The organism is Pseudomonas sp. B21-053 (assembly GCF_026016365.1).
GTDB classification, from domain to species: domain Bacteria; phylum Pseudomonadota; class Gammaproteobacteria; order Pseudomonadales; family Pseudomonadaceae; genus Aquipseudomonas; species Aquipseudomonas nunensis.
Window position 1 is genome coordinate 5,206,476 of sequence record NZ_CP087205.1, and the last position, 20,057, is coordinate 5,226,532.

Below are 20,057 nucleotides of genomic sequence, written 5' to 3' on the forward strand. Positions count from 1 at the left end.
CCTGGTTTCTAAAAAACATTAAAAAACTTTGAATTTTCTTTCAGGTGCGTGAGTCGGATTTTGTAAGCAGTTCGGATTAATTACATCCCGGCTGATGGTTAAAACATTCGGTCAATCCGGAACACTTCCAACAAGGAAATCGTCATGGGCACAATTCTTATCGTTATTCTGATCCTCTTGCTGATTGGCGGTCTGCCGGTCTTCCCGCACTCCAGAAGTTGGGGTTATGGCCCGTCGGGTATCCTCGGTGTGGTGTTGGTTGTGCTGTTGATTCTGCTCTTGCTCGGCAAGATATAAAGATTTAACCGACCAAAAAAAGAGGCCCTTGAAAAAGGGCCTCTTTTTTATTGCGTCAAACCTTAGTCCGGCTTGCCGTTGACCACGCCAGCGGTGTTATCCAGCAGGCTCTTGGTCGCGGTTTGCAGGAACGATTCAAGCTTCTGCTTGAGCGCCGCTTCGTCAGCCGACTCGGGAATCACCACACCTTTCGGATTGGCGCCCAGTTCGTATTGATACAGCTTCGGTGGCATTTCTTTCGGCAAGACCAGCACGCGGTCAGCCGTCAGCAGTGCCACGGTCTGATCGCTGCCCGAAGGCTTGATCACGCCAAAACCCTTGTCGCCTTCCGGCAGGTTCAGCAAGTCGCGGCCCCAGCATTGATGAATCACGTCGCCACCGACGCGGCCCATGATGGTCGGCACGATGTCGATCTGAGTGCCCACGGTGTGGTCACGCTCACCGAACTTTTGCTGGATGCCCGGTGCGATCATCAGCATCGGCACGTTGAAGCGGCCCAGGTCCATTTCAGTGATTTGCTGCTCGTCGCCGAAGCCATGGTCGCCCACGACCACGAACAGGGTTTCATTGAAGTAAGGCTCTTTGCGCGCCTTCTCGAAGAATTGACCCAGCGCCCAGTCGGAGTAGCGCATGGCGGTCAAGTGTTCGTTGAGGCTGCCACGGTCGGTCACAGGCGGGACCGGCAATGGTGTCGGCAAGGCGTATGGCGTGTGGTTGGACAGGGTTTGCAGCAAGGCATAGAACGGTTTTTTGTCCTTGCCATCGCGGGCCTTCAGTTCTTCCAGGCCACGGTTGAACATGTCCTGGTCAGACACGCCCCACGTCGGGTCGGAGAATACCGGGTTCACGAAATCGTTGCGCCCGATGAAGTTGGTCATGCCCTGGTTGCTGAAGAAGCCCGACTGGTTGTCCCAGGCGAAATCGCCGTTGTAGACGTACACGTCGTCATAGTCACGGGCGCTGAGCAACTGCGGCAAGCCGGACAGCTTGTGGCTGCCTTCCGGGGTCTGCATCAGGTATTCGAAACCCGGCAGGTTCGGGAAGCAGGCCATGGTGGCGAACATACCCTGGTGGGTGTGGGTGCCGTTGGAGAAGAAACGATCGAACAACAGGCCTTCTTTCGACAACTTGTCGAAGGCTGGCGTGATGTTGCCCGGACGACCCAGAGCGCCCACCGAGTGACCGGCGAAGCTTTCCATCAGGATCACGACCACGTTCTTGATCGGCAGGGTCTTGTTGGCATCCGGCGTGTAGTTACGGCGTACCGCAGCGATGTCGTCGTCGACCAGTTTGTCGCTCGGGGTCAGCAGCATGTCGCGCACGGTTTGCTGGGCCAGCGGCTGGGGCAGTGTGGCTTTCCAGATGTTGTCGCGCTCTTCGGACATCCGCGACTTGGCCGCCGCGATCAGCGACAGCGTGCCGTTGAGGCCCAACTGGTTGGCGAAGTTGGAGTCGGTGGTGTAGACGTCACCCCAACGCAACGGAGGGCCCTGGCGCAGGGTGCCACGAGCGGCGACTACGCAGATCAGCAGGCAAACCACGAACACACCGATGCGCGCATACCACGGGGCGATCTGGCGCGTGCCGATGCTGCCGCCGCTGAACGGACCACGCGGACGGGTGGCGCGGTCGGCGCCCTTGAACGCCAGGGTCAGGATCAACGTGCCCACGGCCCAGGCCAGCAGGTAGCGAACCACCGGGAAACCGTACCAGAGCATGCTCATCACGGTTTTCGGGTCTTCTTTCACATACTGGAAGACCAGGCCGTTGAGGCGCTGGTGGAATTCGCGGTAGAAGTCCATCTCCATCAGGCCGAGGAACAGCGCGATGCTCGAAGCGATGGTCAGCCAGAAACGGAAGAACCCGCGGGCTGCCATGGCCCGAGCGCTGAACAATGCCAGCAGCAACGGAATGATGAGGTAAACCACCAGGCGCAGGTCGAAACGCAGGCCGTTGGCGAACGCTTCGAGGAAGGTCGAAGCCGGTGTATCGAGGATCATCGAGCGGTTGTAGACCAGCAGCGCGACGCGCAGCAGGCTGAACATGACCATCATGACCAGGGCACACAGTAACGTGTAGGCCAGATGCGATTTGACGGTCGGTTGCAGCAGGCGATTAGAAGCTCGCTGCTGATTCAGGGCGTCCGGGTTTGCCATGTCGTTTTAGGACCCATTGGAAGTTGAAGTTTCAAAAATACAGCTGCGCCCTGCCCTCTGTTGGCCAGTACTCGGCCCCGGGGCTTGCGCGGGTGCGCAAATGTTGCCCGATCACTCGCGGCATTGCTATTGATTACTGTGCGGATGTTGGCGCGGGCGAATTGTCTTGGAGGCTTTGTGAAAATTTCGTGCAACGTATATCTGGAAACACAATAAAGCCCCGGATCTGATTAAGCGCTAAACCTGTGGGAGCGAGCCTGCTCGCGAAGGCGTCGTGTCAGTCTATGTCCATGTTGAATGATTAACCGCTTTCGCGAGCAGGCTCACTCCCACAGGGGAATGTGTTTAAGTCTCGCCCAAATAAAAACGCCCCGAACCAGTCGGGGCGTTTTCGAAAGCGCGGCGCAATTACTTCTCGGCGCGTTCTTTCAGGGCTTTCAAGGTATTGAACGGAGCATCGACCACGAACTTGTTGGCGATCATCGACGGTACGCTGCCGCCCGGCTCGGTGTGCACTTGATAGGTCACTTCAACCTGATCACCCTTGGGTACGAACTTCCAGAAGCCATCGACCTTGGCGACCCGGATAAAGCCTTTCTCTTCAGGAATGTATTTCGGCACGCCTTCGAGTTTGCGGGTCAGGCTGCCATCGGCGCCTTCGACGGTGGTGACGTGCAGCACCGAATCACGTGGGGTGACGGGCCACGGAGTATTGAATTGGGTGTAGGTCCAGCTGTCGGCGCCTTCGTGTTTGAGCAACTTCTGGGCTTTGCACTCGTGAATCCACGAGCAGGCTCCCGACACGTCTTCCTGCAGCGCGCGCAATTTGGCGATGGTGGTCTTCATCAGGGTCACGCCCTGATAGGCCTTGTAATCGGAACCGGCCACTTCACTTAGGGACACCTTGATGCCGTCTTCGTTTTTCGCGACTTTCCAGTCCTCAGCCTGGGCGGCCGAGGTGGCCAGCACAACCGTCAAACCACACAGCACAGCAATACGATGCAGCGAACCCATAGTGTTATTCCTTATTGTTGAGTTTCCGTTCGTTTGAACACATCACGCCGCCGTCATTCGCTCCCACCAGCCAATCAGCCTGATGGCTTCTTCACTGCTGTTGCCGCAAACCTCGGCATCGGCTTCGAAGGCCGAACAAACAGCCGGACGCTCTGCCTGGCCGAAAATGTTGCACAGGTTTTCGACAGAAAGTTGTACGCAACGTTCGCCAGCGGCTTTGCCCTGGGGCATGCCGGGAATCGGTGAACTGATGGAAGGGGCAATACAACAGGCGCCACAGCCTTCACGGCATTTCATGACGACGAGTTCCTCGCAACGGGTGATGTGTAAAAGGGACGTGGCACAGAGTAACCGCTAAAACGACTGTTTAAAATTACTTGAAGGGGAGTTTTTGCGCTCAGGCGAACGTGACCGACCAGTCTCCGACGAAGCGTCTGGTCCGGGGCTTACCGAGGGCAATGATTTACCGCTTGAACTCGAATTCCAACGCAGCGCCTTCGACTTCACGGCGCTCTTCGTTACGCAATTGCAGCTGCATTTCGTTGCTCAGCAGGCGGCCGTTGAGCTGGAAGTCGCTGGTCTTGTCGCCGAACATCTGTGGGAACGCCCCGTCGTGCTTGGGTAAAGGCACGGTGCCGATCGGCTTCAGCTCTTCGACCATGTGCTGGGGCAAGCTCAAGTCGAGATTGGCCGGAGGCAATTGGGTGGTCTTGACCACTTCACTGGCCGACTTGGACTTGGACGCAATGGGCGCGCGCTTCTTGATTGGCGCGGCTTTCTTTTTGGCTGGCGCGGCTTTTTTGGCCACAACCGGTTTCTTCGGCGTTGCCTTGGTGCTGCTGGCGGCGGGTTTTTCCGTGGCAGCAGCCGCCATCACACCTTGCGGTATGGCAGTCAGCATCAGGCAGATCGACAGCCAAGCGGCAGAAAAAATCGGTTTCATGGACCCAACGGGCGAAAGGCAGAGGGCCATATGCTCGCTTGTTGCAAGCAACATGACAAGCGCGGGCAGTGGATGACCTGCCCGCTTGATCAAAAACCGCTGGCGGTTTCCTGACAGAGTTGGGTCGCCAACAGTCCGAGGGTCATCAATGCACGCTCCGCTTCGCGGTTCCAGGGGGTGCCGCAGTTCAGCCGAATGCAGTGATTGAACTGCTCGGTGTTACTGAAAATCAGCCCCGGCGCGATGCTGATGCCCTGCTGCAAGGCCCGCACATGCAATTCCTGGGTGTTGACCCGACCCGGCAAGCTGACCCACAAAATGAAACCGCCGGTGGGCCGACTCATCTGCGTGCCTTCGGGGAAATATTGCTGCACCGCCAACTGGAAGGCGCTAAGGTTTTTGCGGTACTCCTGACGGATGTAGCGCAAATGCCGATCGTAGCCACCATTTTCCAGGTAAGCCGCGATGCCCATTTGCGTGACGCTGCAGGCCGAATGCGTACTGAACGTCTGCAAGCGCTGGATCTCCTGCTGGTACTTGCCGGCGATCATCCAGCCAATTCGCACGCCCGGCGACAGGGTTTTGGAGAAGCTCGAGCAATAGATCACCCGATCCAACCGGTCATAAGCCTTGAGTGCTTTGGTGCGGCCCTGCTCGAACATCAATTCGCCGTAGATATCGTCTTCGACAATCTGGATATCGAAATCCGAGGCCAGGCGCAACAGTTGTTTCTGCCGCTCTTCGGGCATGGTGCCGCCCAGTGGATTGCTCAGGCGGGTGGTCAGCACCAGCGCCTTGATCGACCATTGGTTAGCGGCCAGTTGCAAGGCTTCGAGGCTCATGCCGGTGGCGGGATCGCTGGGGATTTCGATGACTTTGAGGCCGAGCAAGTCGGCCAGTTGCAACAGACCGTAATAGGTCGGCGATTCTGCTGCGATCAGGTCGCCGGGCCGGGTCAAGACCCGCAGCGACATTTGCAAGGCATCGACGCAACCGTGGGTGATCACCACTTCGGACGGATCAACCACCACCCCGGCGTCGCGCATGCGAATCGCGACCTGACGGCGCAACGGTTCGAAACCCGGGCTGAACATGTAGCTGAACGCCCGTGGGCTATGGAATCGAGTGACCTTGGCCAATTGCTGATGCAGCGCCCGCACCGGCAAATAATCGACGCTTGGCACCGCCGCGCCCAAGGGGAAAACGCCCTCGCGACGGGATTCAACCAAGACTTGCTGGATGATGCTGCTGCGCGTAACCAGACCGGGACGTTCGACCCGGGCAATGTCCGGCGTCGGCGCGGTCAGGGCCGGAGTCTGGTGCACGTAGTAACCGGACTGCGGCCGTGCGCGGATCAGGCCCTGGTCTTCGAGGTTGGCGTAAGCCTGCAACACAGTGGCGTGGCTGACATTGAGCTGCGAGCTCATCTTGCGCACCGAAGGCACGCGCTCCCCCGGTTGATAGACACCGCGACGGATGTCCTCGGCCAGTTGTTGAGCAATACGTTGGTAGAGCAAGAGATTGGTCATGACGCAGCACTCGATTTCACGGGCATTTTATTCTTGTGTGAAACAATACCGGAACAGTTTAGAAGTGTACGGGGACAGTTGCCACAATAGTCGACCGTACAGTGCAGTGTCAGCAAAATCTGTACTGCTTTGTGAAGCAATCAGCAGGCGTAAAAAACCCGGCGCTGACAGGCAGGCCGGGTTGTATGAACCGGATGAATCGTATGAACCACACAAACCGTAGGAGCTGACGAGTGAAACGAGGCTGCGATCTTTTCAGGTCCACTTGAGTTTCAAGCGAAAGATCAAAAGATCGCAGCCTCGTTTCACTCGACAGCTCCTACAGGGGCACTGGCGTCGGCCTTAGCGGGCGGCGCCGAGCTGGCCTTTTTCGTCGGAGAACACAATTTCCACCCGACGGTTCTGTGCACGACCGCGCTCAGTCGCGTTCACGTCCACCGGGTATTCATCGCCATAGCCTTCGACCTGAATGCGTTTGTCGTCGATGCCAAGATCCATCAGCACGTCAGCCACCGATTGCGCACGGTCGCGGGACAGCTTGAGGTTGTCCTGCTTGCCGCCGGTGCTGTCGGTGTAACCCTCGATCCGCACCACGCGCTTGGGATTGAGTTGCAGGAACTGCACGATCTTCAGAACGACGCGGTTCGCCGAGTTCTTCAGCTCTGCTTCGCCGGTGTCGAACAGTACGTCGCCAAGGGTCATCACCAAACCACGATCCGTCTGGGTGGTGGCCAGCGCCACGATCTGTTCTTCGAGCCACTTGCCCTGTTGTTGCACACTCAGCAACTTGGACTCGCGCAGGGCCAGTTGCAGGCGCTGGCGTTCCAGTTCGAGTTTCGCCGCCTGCTCCTCGTTGAGCACCTGATTGGTGTGCTCCCGGGCGATTTCGCTGTAGCGCTGGCTCAAATAGGCGTAATGCACCACGTCCGAACCGCTGCCCCAATAGCTGGACAGGCGATCGGCGCGGGCCAGGGATTCACCGGCGCGGATCACGTCTTTCGGCGCGATACGCAGCACGTTGGAATCTTCCTTTACCTTCTGGAAGTCGGCACCGGCCTGCTGCAATGCAGACTCACTGTGCTGGCCGGCGCAGCCATACAGGCTGGCGCAACCTGCGAGGATCAGACCGCCGAGTGCTTTGGACTTGAGGCTCATTGGGCATCTCCCAGTTGCTTGCGCAGGCGAGTGATGCGGGTATTGAGTACGTTCAACTGCTCCTGGCTCTTGAGGGTCAGGACCCGGGCTTCGGCCAGGCGCGCATCCAGTTCAGCCTGTTCGGCGCGCATGCGGGCATGCTTGTAGGACTGGTCGGTCATGTCACCTTGGGCGCGGGAGAACTTGTCTTCGGCCAGTTTGAGCTCCGGCACATCGTCAGCGGTGGCGCCAACGGCTTTGGCTTGTTCCAGTGCCTGCTCGGTCAGGCGAATTTGTTCATTCGGCGCCGGATCGGCTGCACAACCCGCCAGAGCCAGAGCGGCCAGGGCAGCGAAAAGAGGTCGAATACTCACTAAAAATCCCTACTGTTTTGGGGTACTGGCGGGTTGTTGCTGTTGCTGCGCTTTCCAACGCTCGATATTGCGTTGCAGCACAGCTTCCGTCAGTCCGGACGCGGGCAATTCTGTCATCTTTTTGGCCAGCTGTCCGCGCAACCACGGATCGTTGCAAGCGGAGTTATGGGAAACCGCGAGGAACAGGCCGGGTTTGTCGACAGGTTGCGGGAATGCCAGCAAGTCATTGGCCATGCCCAATGCCTGCGCGGCCGCCATGCCCGAGTAGCGCCCGGCGAGTACATATTCCACCTCACCCAAGAGCAATTTCTGCAAGGCCTGGGTCAGGTTTGGCGTACGGGTGAGGGTCAATTGCTGCTCAGCGAAAGTGCCGAATTCTCGGGTCATTCGAGACTTTTCCGACACGGCACCAGAGTGCCCATGCAGGTCTTTGGCTTCGCTGTAGGTCAGTGTCGAGCCTTTGCGGGTCCAGACCAGGTAGTCGTTTTCCAGCAACGGCGGATGGATGTAGTCCAGGGTTTCCAGCTCGTTGAGGGTCAACGGTGCGTCCGCCAGCATGTCCATGCGGCCGCTGCGCACTTCGTCCAGGGCCTGGGCGCGTTTGCCGGCGTAGAGCATTTCAATCTTGATGCCCAACTCCCCCGCCACTTGCTGCAACAAGTCGGCACTGGCGCCAATCAGGTGCTTGGGGTTTTGCGGGTCTTGCCACAGGTACGGCGGTGCATCCGGGCTGCCGGTGACCACCAGGCGCTCGCATTTGCCCGCAGCGTTTGCGAGCCCTGGCAACAGCGTCAGGCCTAGCAAAAAAGACCAGCCATACAGGCGGCGCAGATCCATGGCAATACTCTCCACTTAAATCCAGTTAGATCGCTTGATTTGTGTAGGAGCTGTCGAGTGAAACGAGGCTGCGATCTTTTGACTTTGATTTTTTTAAAACAAGATCAAAAGATCGCAGCCTCGTTTCACTCGACAGCTCCTACACAGCTCCTACACAGCGCCTACAGAAGAACAAAAAAAAGCCCGGCCAAAAGGCCGGGCTCTTTATAGTTTAAGCCGCTGGATTAGACCAGCTTCTCGAACTCAGGGATTGCTTCGAACAGGTCAGCCACCAGGCCGTAATCGGCCACCTGGAAGATCGGCGCTTCTTCGTCCTTGTTGATCGCTACGATCACTTTGGAGTCTTTCATGCCGGCCAGATGCTGGATCGCGCCGGAGATACCGACCGCGATGTACAGCTGTGGAGCAACGATCTTGCCGGTCTGACCGACCTGCATGTCGTTGGGTACGAAACCTGCGTCGACCGCAGCGCGGGAAGCGCCAACAGCAGCGCCCAGCTTGTCGGCCAGGGCGTACAGGTGTTTGAAGTTGTCGCCGTTCTGCATGCCGCGACCGCCGGAAACGACGATCTTGGCAGCGGTCAGTTCCGGACGATCGGACTTGGCCAGTTCTTCACCAACGAAGCTCGAAGTGCCAGCGTCGTGGGCAGCAGCAACCGCTTCAACGGCAGCGGAACCACCTTCAGCAGCAACCGGGTCGAAACCGGTGGCACGCACGGTGATTACTTTGACCGCAGCGTTCGATTGAACGGTAGCGATGGCGTTACCGGCGTAGATCGGGCGCTTGAAGGTGTCAGCGCTTTCAACCGAGATGATCTCGGAGATCTGGTCAACGTCCAGGGTCGCAGCAACGCGCGGCAGGATGTTTTTGCCGTTGGAAGTCGCGGCAGCCAGGATGTGGCTGTAGCCCTTGCCCAACTCTGCGACCAGAGGAGCGACGTTTTCCGGCAATTGGTGAGCGTAGGCGGCGTTGTCGGCCACCAGCACTTTCGCCACGCCAGCGATTTTCGCAGCGGCTTCAGCCACGGCGCCAGCGCCTTGACCGGCGACCAGCACGTGGATGTCACCACCGATTTTGACAGCAGCAGCCACGGTGTTCAGCGTGGCCGGGGCCAGCACTTTGTTGTCGTGTTCAGCAATAACCAAGATAGTCATTTAGATTACCTTCGCTTCGTTTTTCAGTTTCTCGACCAGTTCAGCCACCGACTTGACCTTGATACCCGCGCTGCGTGCAGCCGGCGCTTCGACTTTCACGGTCTTGTTGGTGGAGGCGGTGGAAACGCCCAAAGCGTCCGGAGTCAGCACTTCGAGAGGCTTCTTCTTGGCTTTCATGATGTTTGGCAGGGACGCATAACGCGGCTCGTTCAAACGCAGGTCGGTGGTGACGATGGCCGGCAGTTTCAGGGAAACTGTCTGCGCGCCGCCGTCGATTTCGCGGGTCACGGCAACGCTGTCGCCGCTGACTTCGACTTTGGACGCGAACGTGCCCTGACCGTAGCCGCTCAATGCAGCGAGCATCTGGCCGGTCTGGTTGTTGTCGCTGTCGATGGCCTGTTTGCCGAGGATCACCAGCTGAGGCTGTTCCTTGTCGACAACGGCTTTCAACAGTTTGGCAACCGCCAGGGACGTCAGATCTTCAGCGGATTCGACGAGGATGGCGCGGTCGGCACCCAGAGCCAGCGCGGTGCGCAGTTGCTCTTGAGCGGTGGACGGGCCAACGGAAACGACGACGATTTCAGTCGCAACACCTTTCTCTTTCAGGCGTACGGCTTCTTCCACGGCGATTTCGCAGAATGGGTTCATCGACATCTTCACGTTAGCGAGGTCGACGCCGGAATTGTCCGCCTTGACGCGAACCTTGACGTTGTAATCCACAACGCGTTTGACAGCTACAAGAACCTTCATGGATTCCTCGTTACTCTCCGGTGAAAAGAAAGTCGCCTAGGCGAACCTGGCGGTTGATGCTCGTGGGCGCAAGGGCACCTCTAAAAACGCTGGCATCTGAACGGGGTGACACTGCCCACGTGAACAATGACCGTTCGTCAGTAGTGACCGACGAGTCATTCATTACCGCGGCGTGTAAACTGCGCGCCAAATCCTCGCTGCGCATCACCTTGTACTGCCATCGCCCTGTCTTTAGAGGTGCTCTTGAAACCAACAGTCAGCCTACGGCGAGCGCAAAACCGCCCGTATCTTGACCGGAACACCTATTCCGGTCAATACGGCAAAATGGCCAGTCATAAGCCGCGTTACTTTGATTTATCAGGCCTGGAGCCAATTCAAACAAACGTTTGTATTGGACGCTAGGAGTGGTGTAGATATAATGCGCCACCCAGAGAGAAAGGTGGTTCATCGATTGTCCTCTTCCGACCTTGCGCCGGAATTCATGGATGCGACACCAAACCTCCAATTAGAAAAAAAACTGTTGAGCCTTGAGTAGGAGATAACCTGTGGAACGCGAATACATGGAATTCGACGTGGTCATCGTCGGTGCCGGCCCCGCTGGTCTTTCCGCCGCCTGCCGCTTGAAGCAGAAGGCTGCTGAAGCCGGTAAGGAAATCAGCGTCTGCGTGGTCGAAAAAGGCTCCGAAGTCGGTGCTCACATCTTGTCCGGTGCCGTGTTCGAACCACGCGCCCTGAACGAATTGTTCCCGGACTGGAAAGAACTCGGCGCCCCGCTGAACACGCCGGTCACCCGCGATGACATCTTCGTTCTCAAGAACGCCGACAGCGCGCAGAAAATCCCTGACCTCTTTGTGCCCAAGACCATGCACAACGAAGGCAACTACATCATCTCCCTGGGCAACCTGTGCCGCTGGCTCGCCCAGCAGGCCGAGAATCTGGGTGTGGAAATCTACCCGGGCTTCGCCGCTCAGGAAGCGCTGTTCGACGAGAACGGCGTGGTTCGCGGGATCATCACCGGTGACCTGGGCGTTGACCGCGAAGGCCATCCGAAGGAAGGCCTGTACACCCCGGGCATGGAACTGCGTGGCAAGTACACGCTGTTCGCCGAAGGTTGCCGTGGCCACATCGGCAAGCAGCTGATCAAGCGCTTCAACCTCGACAGCGATGCCGACGCCCAGCACTACGGCATCGGCCTGAAAGAAATCTGGGAAATCGACCCGGCCAAGCATCAGCCAGGCCTGGTGGTCCACACCGCCGGTTGGCCGCTGGACATCATGGGCACCGAGAACACCGGTGGCTCGTTCCTCTATCACCTGGAAAACAACCAGGTGGTCGTCGGTCTGATCGTCGATCTGTCCTACAGCAACACCTACCTGTCGCCGTTCGACGAGTTCCAGCGCCTCAAGCATCACCCGGTGCTCAAGCAGTACCTGGAAGGCGGCAAGCGCATCAGCTACGGCGCTCGCGCCATCTGCAAGGGTGGCCTGAACTCGCTGCCGAAAATGGTCTTCAAGGGTGGCGCGCTGATCGGTTGCGATCTCGGCACCCTGAACTTCGCGAAGATCAAAGGCAGCCACACCGCGATGAAGTCCGGCATGCTCGCTGCTGAATCCGTCGCCGAAGCGCTGTTCGCCGAGAAAGACGGCACCGAAGAACTGACCACCTACGTCGACGCGTTCAAGAAGAGCTGGCTCTACGACGAACTGTTCGCCAGCCGCAACTTCGGCCCGGCGATCCACAAGTTCGGCGCCATCGTTGGCGGCGGTTTCAACTGGCTGGACCAGAACATCTTCGGCGGCAAACTGCCGTTCACCCTGCACGACACCAAGCCGGATTACGCGTGCCTGAAGCTGGCGGCCGACTGCAAGAAGATCGATTACCCGAAACCGGACGGCAAGATCAGCTTCGACAAACTCAGCTCGGTGTTCATCTCCGGTACCAACCACGAAGAAGAACAACCGTGCCACCTGAAGCTGACCGACCCGAGCATCCCGATCAGCAAGAACCTGCCGCTGTACGATGAGCCTGCCCAGCGCTACTGCCCGGCCGGCGTGTACGAAGTGGTCACCAAGGAAGACGGCGAGAAGCGCTTCCAGATCAACGCCCAGAACTGTGTTCACTGCAAGACCTGCGACATCAAGGACCCTGCACAGAACATCACCTGGGTGGCGCCGGAAGGCTCCGGCGGCCCGACTTACCCGAACATGTAAGTTGCACGCCTGAACATCAAGGCTCCCGACATGGGGGCCTTTTTGTTGCCCGGGATTTATGAGATCACCCAATATCAATGTGGGAGCGAGCCTGCTCGCGAATACGGTATCTCAATCAACATCAATGCTGAATTATCGACCGCATTCGCGAGCAGGCTCGCTCCCACAGGGGATCATCGTCAACTTATGCAGCGCGCTCATCCCCCGGACTACGCTCAAAGTAGCGCTTATATTCGCGACTGAACTGCGACGTGCTCTGATACCCCACCCGATGCGCCACCTGCGCCACGCCCAATCCTTCACCCAGCAACAACTGCTGCGCCTTGAGCAACCGCAAACGCTTCAGATACTGCACCGGCGACAACAACGTGCTGCGTTTGAAATGCTCATGAAAGGTCGACGCGCTCATGTTCGCGCAACTGGCCAGGGTCTCGACATTCAACGGCTCGGTGAAATGCCCGTGCAGATGGTTGAGCGAAGCGGCAATCCGCGCGAATTGCCCCTGCTGTTCCACCAATGCCCGCAACACATCGGCCTGGGGTCCACGCAACGCCACGAATAACAATTCACGCAAACGCGCCGGGCCCATGATCTGGCATTCCAGCGGATCGTGCAGGCAACGCAACAGCCGCTCAATACAACCACGCATCTCGTCATCGAGCACCGCCGAAGTCATCGACTCCAGCGTCTGCGCCGCAACACTGCGCCCCGACACCAACCCCATGGCCAACACCAACTCACCGAGCAACACCCGGTCGATGGCGATGGAAATCCCCAGCATCGGCCCTTCCGGCGCGGCAAAGGTTTCGCACTCGAATGGCACCGGCAGTGCCTGAATCAGGTAATGACCTGCACCATATTCCAGGGTTCGCGGCCCCAGGTACGCCAGTTTGCTGCCCTGAACGATGATCACCAGGCTCGGCTCATAGATCTGCGGCCCCCGAGCCACGTCGCAACTGGCGCGCAACACCTGCACGCCCGGCAGCGCCGTGGGGGCGAAACCGTCGCGGGTGGTCAGCGGTTGAATCAGTGAAACCAGCGTGGCGTTGGCATCCAGATGACGGGTCAACAACATGGGCAGCTCTTCACACAAAAGTGACGAAAAAAGGGATGAAAACATCATCGCAGGTCTGGCCGGCAATGCGACCCATCAACGGTACATCCCGGAGGATTAGGCATGACACCCGGAGGAATCGTCATGGATGACAGCGGTGACGCCCCCCAAAATGGCGCATCTCATCTGTCACTGCTTTTGCGAGGCTCCTCATGTACACCGCTATCGGATACGCCGCCCAGTCGGCCACCACTCCCCTCGCCCCCGTGAAATTCGAACGTCGCAGCCCTCGGGCCGACGACGTCGCGATCGATATTCTCTACTGCGGCGTCTGCCATTCCGACATCCACCAGGCCCGCAACGAGTGGGGCATTGCCGTTTACCCACTGATGCCCGGCCACGAGATCGTAGGCAAAGTTACCGCCGTCGGTGCGAACGTCACCAAACACAAAATCGGCGATCTGGTTGGTGTCGGTTGCATGGTCGATTCGTGCCGCAGCTGCGAAGCCTGCCAGGCCGACCTCGAGCAATATTGCCTCGAAGGTCCGACCATGACTTACGCCACCCCGGACCGGGTCGATGGCAGCAACACCATGGGCGGCTACTCCGACAGCATCGTGGTCAGCGAGCACTTCGTGGTGCGCATCCCGGAGAAACTCGACCTGGCCAGCGCCGCGCCGATCCTCTGCGCCGGCATCACCACTTACTCGCCGCTCAAGCATTACGGCGTGAAGGCTGGCGACAAGGTCGGGATTCTCGGCATGGGTGGCCTGGGTCACATGGGCATCAAGTTCGCCAAGGCCATGGGTGCGGAAGTGACGTTGTTCACCCGCTCGGCGAGCAAGGCTGAAGAAGGTCGTCGCCAGGGCGCGGACCACGTGATCGTGTCCACCGATGCCGAACAGATGAAGGCCGCCGCCGGGCACTTCGACTTCCTGCTGGACACCATTCCGGTGCAGCACGACCTCAATCCGTACCTCGATACCCTGCGTTTCGACGGCGTGCACATTCTGGTGGGTTTGATCGAGCCGATTGATCCGCCAGTCCACGCCGGCAAACTGGTGATGAACCGTCGCGTACTCGCCGGTTCGCTGATCGGTGGCGTCGCAGAAACCCAGGAAGTGCTGGATTTCTGCGCCGAGCACAACATCACTTGCGACATCGAAATGCTCAACATCCATCAGATCAACGAAGCGTTCACCCGCATGATTGCCGGTGATGTGAAGTACCGCTTTGTGATCGACATGGCGACGTTGAAGGTCTAAACCTTCGCGCCAAGCTCAGCCGAGAGCCGGGCCGTGACCCCTTTGATCAGGGGAATCAGCTCGGCCATTTTTTCCAGCGGCATATACGGCACGGTGCTGGCGATGCTGATGCCAGCGACAATGCGCTTGCTGGCATCGCGGATCGGCGCCGCCACACAACGGATTGACGGTTCGTTGTCTTCCAGATCGAACGCGTACCCCCCCGCCACATACTCAATCATGCGCTGCTGAAACTGCTCCCAGGACTGCTCCGGGTGCTGCGGCCAGAACTGATTTTTCCCACCGGCCGGAAGGCTGACTTCGTACAGACGTTTCCAGTCTTCCTGGGTGTCATCGAGCATCAGCGCCTTGCCGATCCCGGTGCGCGCCAACGGCATGCGATGGCCGACCCGCGAACGCATTTCCGGGCCATTGCGCCCCGGATTCTTGTGCAGGTACAGCACCTCGTCGCCTTCACGAATCGCCAGGTGAATGGTGTCGCCGGTCAACGCCGACAACTCATCCAGATACGGCCCGGCCAATGTCACCAGCGGCAGTTCTTCCCGCGCCTGGAAACCCAGCTCGATCAGCTTTGGCCCCAGCAGATAGCCGACTTGCGGCACGACACGCAGGTAACGCTCATCCACCAGGCAACTGGCCAGGCGATGGGTAGTGCTGCGCGTGGTGCCGATCAGCCGGGCAATTTCCTTGAGATCGCGGGCGCCACTGGCCACGGCCTGAACCACACCCAGACCACGAAGCAGTGTCTGGGTGCCGGTCGGTGCGGCGTCCTTGGCGATTTTTGGGGCGTCTTCCTGCATATCCAGCCTTTACCGTTGAGCGAGGGAACGGGCGGCATTATGGTCGCCCGACGGCTGCCACTACAACTTGATACGCTCGACCTTGCCCACCAGCAAGATGTAGGAAAGCGCGCCAATCAATGCCAGAACCGAGATGTAGGTGATCGCCGGGGCGAACGAATCACCGGTGGCGAGGAAACCGATCACGATCGGCGTGGTAATCGCCGACAGGTTGCCGATGAAGTTGAACACCCCACCGGTCAATCCGAGCAACCGCGCCGGGGCCAGCGTCGACACCAGTGACCAGGTGATCGAGGCGAGCCCGTTACCGAAGAACGCCAACGCGAGGAAGGCAATCACCAGCGGCGTCGACTCGACGAAGTTGGCGCCAATGATCGAAGTGGAAATCAGCAGACCACCAATGATCGGCAACTTGCGGGCAAACCCGACGGTGTAGCCACGACGGATCAAGAAGTCGGAGAAGAACCCGGAACACAGCACACCAACGAAGGCCGCGAGAAACGGCAGCGACGCCAACAGGCCGGACTTGATGAAGTCCATGCCGCGATATTTCACCAGGTAAGTCGGGAACCACGTCAGGAAAAACCACAACGTCGAGTTGAGGCAGAACTGGCCGAGGTAGATGCCCCAGAGCTTGCGTTTGCTCAGGACAATCCCGAGGTCGGTCCAGCTGAATTTGGCTTTGACTTTGGCTTGTTCAGCTTGGATGTCTACCAGTCCACCACCCTCGCGGATCAGGTCGATTTCCGCGTCGTTGGCGCCCTTGAAATCCCGTGGCTCGCGATACACCGCGTACCAGATTACCGCCCAGATAATGCCGACCACACCGGTGCTGACGAACACCATGTGCCAGCCAAATTCATGTTGCAGCCAGGCCAGTACCGGCGTCAGGAATGCGAGCCCGACAAACTGTCCGGAGGTGTAGAAACCGATGGCCGTGGCGCGTTCGCGTTCGGGAAACCAGGTGGTGACCACGCGGCTGTTGATCGGATAAGCAGGGGCTTCCAGCGCACCGACCGCCATGCGCAACACGAACAGCGCGATGAAGCTGCCGGCAAAACCGAGCATCACCGTGGCCAGCGACCACAAGAGCAGCGCGACGCTGTAGAGAATCCGTGGCGGCACGCGATCCACCAGCCAGCCGCCGGGGATTTGCATGGCGGCGTAGGTCCAGCCGAAGGCGGAGAAAATCAGCCCGACATGAATCGGATCGATCCCCAGATCACTGGTCAGCGCCGGAGCGGCAATCGACAGGTTGCTGCGGTCCAGGTAGTTGATCACGACGGTGATAAACAGCAGCACCATGATGAAAAAACGCTTGCGGCTGGGCGTCACCAACGACGCCTGCCCGGTAAGGGTTTGCGGTTGCATGAGGGATGCCTCTTCTTATGTTTATTGAGGGCGAATCTAAAGACTTGCGCAGTCCCCTTGTGGGAGCGGGCTTGCTCGCGAATGCGGTGTGTCAGTCGATATCAATGCTGAATGATCGACCGCTTTCGCGAGCAAGCCCGCTCCCACAGGGGATGGGTGTGGGGTCAGGAAGAACTCACCACTCCGCAAAACTGCCATCGGCATGACGCCAGATCGGGTTGCGCCAGCGGTGGCCGACCGCCGCGCGTTCGATCACGTATTCCTCGTTGATCTCGATCCCCAGGCCCGGGCCGTTCGGGATCTTCACGAAGCCTTTGTCGTAGTCGAACACCCGCGGATCCTTGACGTAATCCAGCAGGTCATTGCTCTCGTTGTAGTGGATGCCCAGGCTCTGTTCCTGAATGAACGCGTTGTAGCAAACCGCGTCGAGTTGCAGGCAGGCGGCCAAGGCAATCGGGCCCAGCGGGCAGTGCAGCGCCAGCGCCACGTCGTAGGCTTCGGCCATGTTGGCGATCTTGCGGGTTTCGGTAATGCCACCGGCGTGGGAAGCATCAGGCTGAATGATGTCGACGTAACCTTCGCTGAGCACACGCTTGAAATCCCAGCGCGAGAACAACCGCTCGCCCAAGGCAATCGGGGTGCTGGTCAGCGGCGCCAGTTCCTTCAGCGCTTCGTAGTTTTCGCTGAGCACCGGTTCTTCGATGAACATCAGTTTGTACGGGTCGAGTTCTTTCATCAGCACCTTGGCCATAGGCTTGTGCACCCGGCCATGGAAGTCGACGCCGATGCCGACGTTCGGGCCGACCGCGTCACGCACGGCGGCGACGTTGGCCAGGGCCAGGTCGACTTTTTCGAAGGAGTCGAGGAACTGCAGCTCTTCGGTGCCGTTCATTTTCACTGCAGTGAAACCACGCTCCACCGCTTCTTTGGCCGCACGCGCGGTGTCGGCCGGACGGTCGCCACCGATCCACGAATACACGCGAATCTTGTCCCGCACCTGACCGCCCAGCAAATCGCTGACCGACACACCCAGGGCCTTGCCTTTGATGTCCCACAACGCTTGGTCGATGCCGGCCAGTGCGCTCATGTGGATCGCGCCGCCGCGATAGAAGCCGCCGCGATAGAGCACGGTCCAGATGTCTTCGATGTTGCGTGGGTCTTTGCCGATCAGGTAGTCGGACAATTCTTCAACGGCTGCCGCGACGGTGTGCGCGCGGCCTTCGACCACGGGCTCACCCCAACCGGTCACGCCTTCGTCGGTTTCAATCTTGAGGAAGCACCAGCGCGGCGGAACGATGAAGGTAGTGAGTTTGGTGATTTTCATCTCATGCTCTCTTTTTATAAGTGCAGCTCTTATTAGATGTAGCGCGCTCGGCGCCCAAAAATTCTTAACGCAGAGCGTTCCATGCAGCGACGTAGGCCTTGGCATTGGCGGCCACTTGATCAGGCGTCATGCCCGGCTTGAACAACCCGGAACCCAGGCCGAAACCTTTGACGCCCGCGTCGATAAACACCTGCATGTTGTCCGGCGTGATCCCGCCAACTGGCGCGAGAATGGTCCCGGCCGGCAACACCGCGAGCCAGGCTTTTACAACGGCTGGCCCCATCTGTTCGGCGGGGAACATCTTCAGCACGTCCGCGCCTTCGGCCAATGCGGCAAAGGCTTCGGTCGGCGTCGCCACGCCCGGCGACAGGAACAGCCCCGCCGCTTTCGCTGCACGCAGAACCTTGGGATCGCTATGAGGCATGACGATCACTTGGCCGCCCGCCGCTTTCACTTGCTCGACCTGTTCCGGTGTCAGCACCGTGCCGGCGCCGATCAGGCAATCGGCCGGCAAGGTACTGCGCAGGATGCGGATACTTTCGTACGGCTCGGGGGAATTAAGCGGCACTTCGATGACGCGAAATCCGGCGGCATACAGGACGTTGCCGATGGCCGCCGCCTCTGTAGGGCGCAGGCCGCGCAGGATCGCGATCAGGCCGTTTTGCGCCAGGGCTTGCTTGAGCATGTCAGACCTCCAGTCAGGTTTAACGGGATGGATGTTGTGAGACCAATCCGGCGGCGACCGCCAGTTGCCACAACCCGCGCTCGGTGGCCTGTTCGGCCAACGTCACCTTGGCAAAACCGCAGGCGTCGAGGGCCCGGCTGTAGCGGGCGCAGAGTTGGGCGTTACCGATGAGGATGATCGAAGGCAAGTGCACGCTGTCGCGTCGGCGCCGCTGAACATTGGCCAGGGCCGACAGTTCATGACCGATCAACAGGCCGGACAAATAATCCGGTTGGGCGGTGGCGCTGAGTTCGCCGGTCAGCCCGAGGCTGCGCGCACTGAACAGCGTCGACAACGGCCCGATCTCGCCGTCCGCCGACAACGCCACTTGCACGCCCCGGTCAAACGCCTGGCCATCGAACGACGCACCTTGTTGCTGGGTGCGCCCGAGAATGCTGTGTTCACTGAGCACGGCGAAGATTTCGCCGGTCATGAAGGTGTCGAAATGCACGATGCAGCCGTCGGCCACTTCCACCCATTTCGAATGACTGCCCGGCAGGCCGATCAACAGATCGTCACCCTTGCCACTCGGCAGCGTCTGCAATACGCCAAGCACCTGGGTTTCTTCGCCGCGCATCACGTTCGGCAGGTGCGAACGCTGAATCACACCCGGCACGATGTGCACATCGACACCGCGAAGACTGCGTACGGTTTGTAGGGAAGTTCCGAGATTGGCGACGTTTGCCGGCGTATCCCGGTAGGCCGCTTCGCGCCAGCCCTGGGCGCTGCCGACCATGCCGCAAGCAATCACCGGCAGATCGGGCTGAGCGTCGAGCCAGTCACCACAGGCCTCGTCGAAGGCCAGTTCAAAACCGTCGGTGCATTCCTGGCCGTTGATGATTCGCGGCGTCCGGGGCAACTGCATGATCCCGGACGACAGCGAACGCTGTTCCAGCACCTGGCCACCCGCGGCGAGTTTGTAAGCACGTAATGAGGTTGTCCCCCAATCGAGCGCGATCAATTGCGCCAGCATCGCTTCACCTGTTTTGTTTATTGGCAGTGAGTGAGCTGGACTATAAACCCGGAGACGCACAAATCTCAATATATAAATATCACTCCCATATTATGGGATTTACAACTGTGACAAGATTTTTTCCGACAACGCTTTAAAATGCCGAGCC

General features: G+C 59.1%; 19 protein-coding genes. 3 read left to right on the plus strand and 16 right to left on the minus strand.

What is annotated here, in order from left to right; translation table 11 throughout:
* Positions 1-138 precede the first annotated feature (138 nt).
* On the plus strand, positions 139-297 hold the full coding sequence (locus LOY68_RS23135; RefSeq protein WP_177331420.1) for a DUF3309 family protein: 159 nt from the start codon (positions 139-141) through the stop codon (positions 295-297).
* A gap of 62 nt (positions 298-359) precedes the next feature.
* On the opposite strand, the gene LOY68_RS23140 is transcribed toward LOY68_RS23135, so the two are convergent.
* The 10 genes from LOY68_RS23140 to LOY68_RS23185 all read right to left on the minus strand — a co-directional run bounded on the left by LOY68_RS23140 (position 360) and on the right by LOY68_RS23185 (position 10,188).
* On the minus strand, positions 360-2,453 hold the full coding sequence (locus tag LOY68_RS23140; RefSeq protein WP_163913083.1) for an LTA synthase family protein: 2,094 nt from the start codon (positions 2,451-2,453) through the stop codon (positions 360-362).
* Between the two features lie 408 nt (positions 2,454-2,861).
* Entirely contained in the window at positions 2,862-3,467 is a 606-nt protein-coding gene (locus LOY68_RS23145; RefSeq protein WP_054051852.1) for an START domain-containing protein, read from the minus strand.
* Between the two features lie 42 nt (positions 3,468-3,509).
* Positions 3,510-3,764 (minus strand): YkgJ family cysteine cluster protein, encoded by a 255-nt coding sequence (locus LOY68_RS23150; protein ID WP_054051850.1) that lies wholly within the window; start codon positions 3,762-3,764, stop codon positions 3,510-3,512.
* A 166-nt stretch (positions 3,765-3,930) separates the two neighbouring features.
* Positions 3,931-4,410 (minus strand): translation initiation factor 2, encoded by a 480-nt coding sequence (locus LOY68_RS23155; RefSeq protein WP_265040211.1) that lies wholly within the window; start codon positions 4,408-4,410, stop codon positions 3,931-3,933.
* Positions 4,411-4,499: 89 nt separating this feature from the next.
* Positions 4,500-5,939: a PLP-dependent aminotransferase family protein gene (locus tag LOY68_RS23160; protein ID WP_054051847.1), complete on the minus strand. Its 1,440-nt coding sequence runs from the start codon at positions 5,937-5,939 to the stop codon at positions 4,500-4,502.
* Positions 5,940-6,281: 342 nt separating this feature from the next.
* On the minus strand, positions 6,282-7,094 hold the full coding sequence (locus LOY68_RS23165) for an OmpA family protein (protein ID WP_054051845.1): 813 nt from the start codon (positions 7,092-7,094) through the stop codon (positions 6,282-6,284).
* Positions 7,091-7,447: a DUF4398 domain-containing protein gene (locus LOY68_RS23170; protein WP_265040213.1), complete on the minus strand. Its 357-nt coding sequence runs from the start codon at positions 7,445-7,447 to the stop codon at positions 7,091-7,093. Before LOY68_RS23170 ends, LOY68_RS23165 begins: the two co-directional genes overlap by 4 nt.
* A gap of 9 nt (positions 7,448-7,456) precedes the next feature.
* Positions 7,457-8,284 carry a substrate-binding periplasmic protein gene (locus LOY68_RS23175; RefSeq protein ID WP_265040215.1) on the minus strand — a complete coding sequence of 276 codons (828 nt, stop codon included), beginning with the start codon at positions 8,282-8,284 and terminating at the stop codon, positions 7,457-7,459.
* A 224-nt stretch (positions 8,285-8,508) separates the two neighbouring features.
* Entirely contained in the window at positions 8,509-9,438 is a 930-nt protein-coding gene (locus LOY68_RS23180; protein ID WP_163913075.1) for an electron transfer flavoprotein subunit alpha/FixB family protein, read from the minus strand.
* Positions 9,439-10,188: an electron transfer flavoprotein subunit beta/FixA family protein gene (locus LOY68_RS23185; RefSeq protein WP_017340080.1), complete on the minus strand. Its 750-nt coding sequence runs from the start codon at positions 10,186-10,188 to the stop codon at positions 9,439-9,441.
* 545 nt (positions 10,189-10,733) lie between these two features.
* On the opposite strand from LOY68_RS23185, the gene LOY68_RS23190 reads away from it, so the two are divergent.
* Positions 10,734-12,398, plus strand: coding sequence for an electron transfer flavoprotein-ubiquinone oxidoreductase (locus LOY68_RS23190; protein ID WP_054613881.1), 1,665 nt, complete (start codon positions 10,734-10,736; stop codon positions 12,396-12,398).
* Positions 12,399-12,582: 184 nt separating this feature from the next.
* Here the strand turns inward: LOY68_RS23190 and LOY68_RS23195 are convergent, their stop codons facing one another.
* Positions 12,583-13,473: an AraC family transcriptional regulator gene (locus tag LOY68_RS23195; RefSeq protein WP_265040219.1), complete on the minus strand. Its 891-nt coding sequence runs from the start codon at positions 13,471-13,473 to the stop codon at positions 12,583-12,585.
* A 191-nt stretch (positions 13,474-13,664) separates the two neighbouring features.
* Here LOY68_RS23195 and LOY68_RS23200 point away from each other — a divergent pair, with 191 nt between their 5' ends.
* Positions 13,665-14,717 (plus strand): NAD(P)-dependent alcohol dehydrogenase, encoded by a 1,053-nt coding sequence (locus LOY68_RS23200; protein WP_265040221.1) that lies wholly within the window; start codon positions 13,665-13,667, stop codon positions 14,715-14,717.
* On the opposite strand, the gene LOY68_RS23205 is transcribed toward LOY68_RS23200, so the two are convergent.
* From LOY68_RS23205 to LOY68_RS23225, 5 genes are all read right to left on the minus strand, one after another.
* The gene (locus LOY68_RS23205) at positions 14,714-15,517 is read right to left on the minus strand and encodes an IclR family transcriptional regulator (protein ID WP_054613878.1); all 804 of its coding nucleotides are present in this window, start codon (positions 15,515-15,517) and stop codon (positions 14,714-14,716) included. The two genes, LOY68_RS23200 and LOY68_RS23205, sit on opposite strands and share 4 nt — an antisense overlap.
* A gap of 60 nt (positions 15,518-15,577) precedes the next feature.
* Entirely contained in the window at positions 15,578-16,888 is a 1,311-nt protein-coding gene (locus LOY68_RS23210; protein WP_265040222.1) for an MFS transporter, read from the minus strand.
* A 175-nt stretch (positions 16,889-17,063) separates the two neighbouring features.
* Positions 17,064-18,212 (minus strand): galactonate dehydratase, encoded by a 1,149-nt coding sequence (dgoD, locus tag LOY68_RS23215; RefSeq protein WP_090186690.1) that lies wholly within the window; start codon positions 18,210-18,212, stop codon positions 17,064-17,066.
* A gap of 64 nt (positions 18,213-18,276) precedes the next feature.
* The gene (locus tag LOY68_RS23220; RefSeq protein WP_265040226.1) at positions 18,277-18,897 is read right to left on the minus strand and encodes a 2-dehydro-3-deoxy-6-phosphogalactonate aldolase; all 621 of its coding nucleotides are present in this window, start codon (positions 18,895-18,897) and stop codon (positions 18,277-18,279) included.
* 19 nt (positions 18,898-18,916) lie between these two features.
* Positions 18,917-19,909, minus strand: coding sequence for a 2-dehydro-3-deoxygalactonokinase (locus tag LOY68_RS23225; RefSeq protein WP_265040227.1), 993 nt, complete (start codon positions 19,907-19,909; stop codon positions 18,917-18,919).
* Positions 19,910-20,057: the final 148 nt, after the last annotated feature.

Bases quoted from the DNA above. Each gene is read 5' to 3' on its own strand.
- LOY68_RS23140 (WP_163913083.1), bottom strand. From the start codon at position 2,453: ATGGCAAACCCGGACGCCCTGAATCAGCAGCGAGCTTCTAATCGCCTG.
- LOY68_RS23220 (WP_265040226.1), bottom strand. From the start codon at position 18,897: ATGCTCAAGCAAGCCCTGGCGCAAAACGGCCTGATCGCGATCCTGCGC.
- LOY68_RS23145 (WP_054051852.1), bottom strand. From the start codon at position 3,467: ATGGGTTCGCTGCATCGTATTGCTGTGCTGTGTGGTTTGACGGTTGTG.
- LOY68_RS23175 (WP_265040215.1), bottom strand. From the start codon at position 8,284: ATGGATCTGCGCCGCCTGTATGGCTGGTCTTTTTTGCTAGGCCTGACG.
- LOY68_RS23155 (WP_265040211.1), bottom strand. From the start codon at position 4,410: ATGAAACCGATTTTTTCTGCCGCTTGGCTGTCGATCTGCCTGATGCTG.
- LOY68_RS23180 (WP_163913075.1), bottom strand. From the start codon at position 9,438: ATGACTATCTTGGTTATTGCTGAACACGACAACAAAGTGCTGGCCCCG.
- LOY68_RS23210 (WP_265040222.1), bottom strand. From the start codon at position 16,888: ATGCAACCGCAAACCCTTACCGGGCAGGCGTCGTTGGTGACGCCCAGC.
- LOY68_RS23150 (WP_054051850.1), bottom strand. From the start codon at position 3,764: ATGAAATGCCGTGAAGGCTGTGGCGCCTGTTGTATTGCCCCTTCCATC.
- LOY68_RS23200 (WP_265040221.1), top strand. From the start codon at position 13,665: ATGTACACCGCTATCGGATACGCCGCCCAGTCGGCCACCACTCCCCTC.
- LOY68_RS23165 (WP_054051845.1), bottom strand. From the start codon at position 7,094: ATGAGCCTCAAGTCCAAAGCACTCGGCGGTCTGATCCTCGCAGGTTGC.
- dgoD (WP_090186690.1), bottom strand. From the start codon at position 18,212: ATGAAAATCACCAAACTCACTACCTTCATCGTTCCGCCGCGCTGGTGC.
- LOY68_RS23185 (WP_017340080.1), bottom strand. From the start codon at position 10,188: ATGAAGGTTCTTGTAGCTGTCAAACGCGTTGTGGATTACAACGTCAAG.
- LOY68_RS23225 (WP_265040227.1), bottom strand. From the start codon at position 19,909: ATGCTGGCGCAATTGATCGCGCTCGATTGGGGGACAACCTCATTACGT.
- LOY68_RS23160 (WP_054051847.1), bottom strand. From the start codon at position 5,939: ATGACCAATCTCTTGCTCTACCAACGTATTGCTCAACAACTGGCCGAG.
- LOY68_RS23205 (WP_054613878.1), bottom strand. From the start codon at position 15,517: ATGCAGGAAGACGCCCCAAAAATCGCCAAGGACGCCGCACCGACCGGC.
- LOY68_RS23195 (WP_265040219.1), bottom strand. From the start codon at position 13,473: ATGTTGTTGACCCGTCATCTGGATGCCAACGCCACGCTGGTTTCACTG.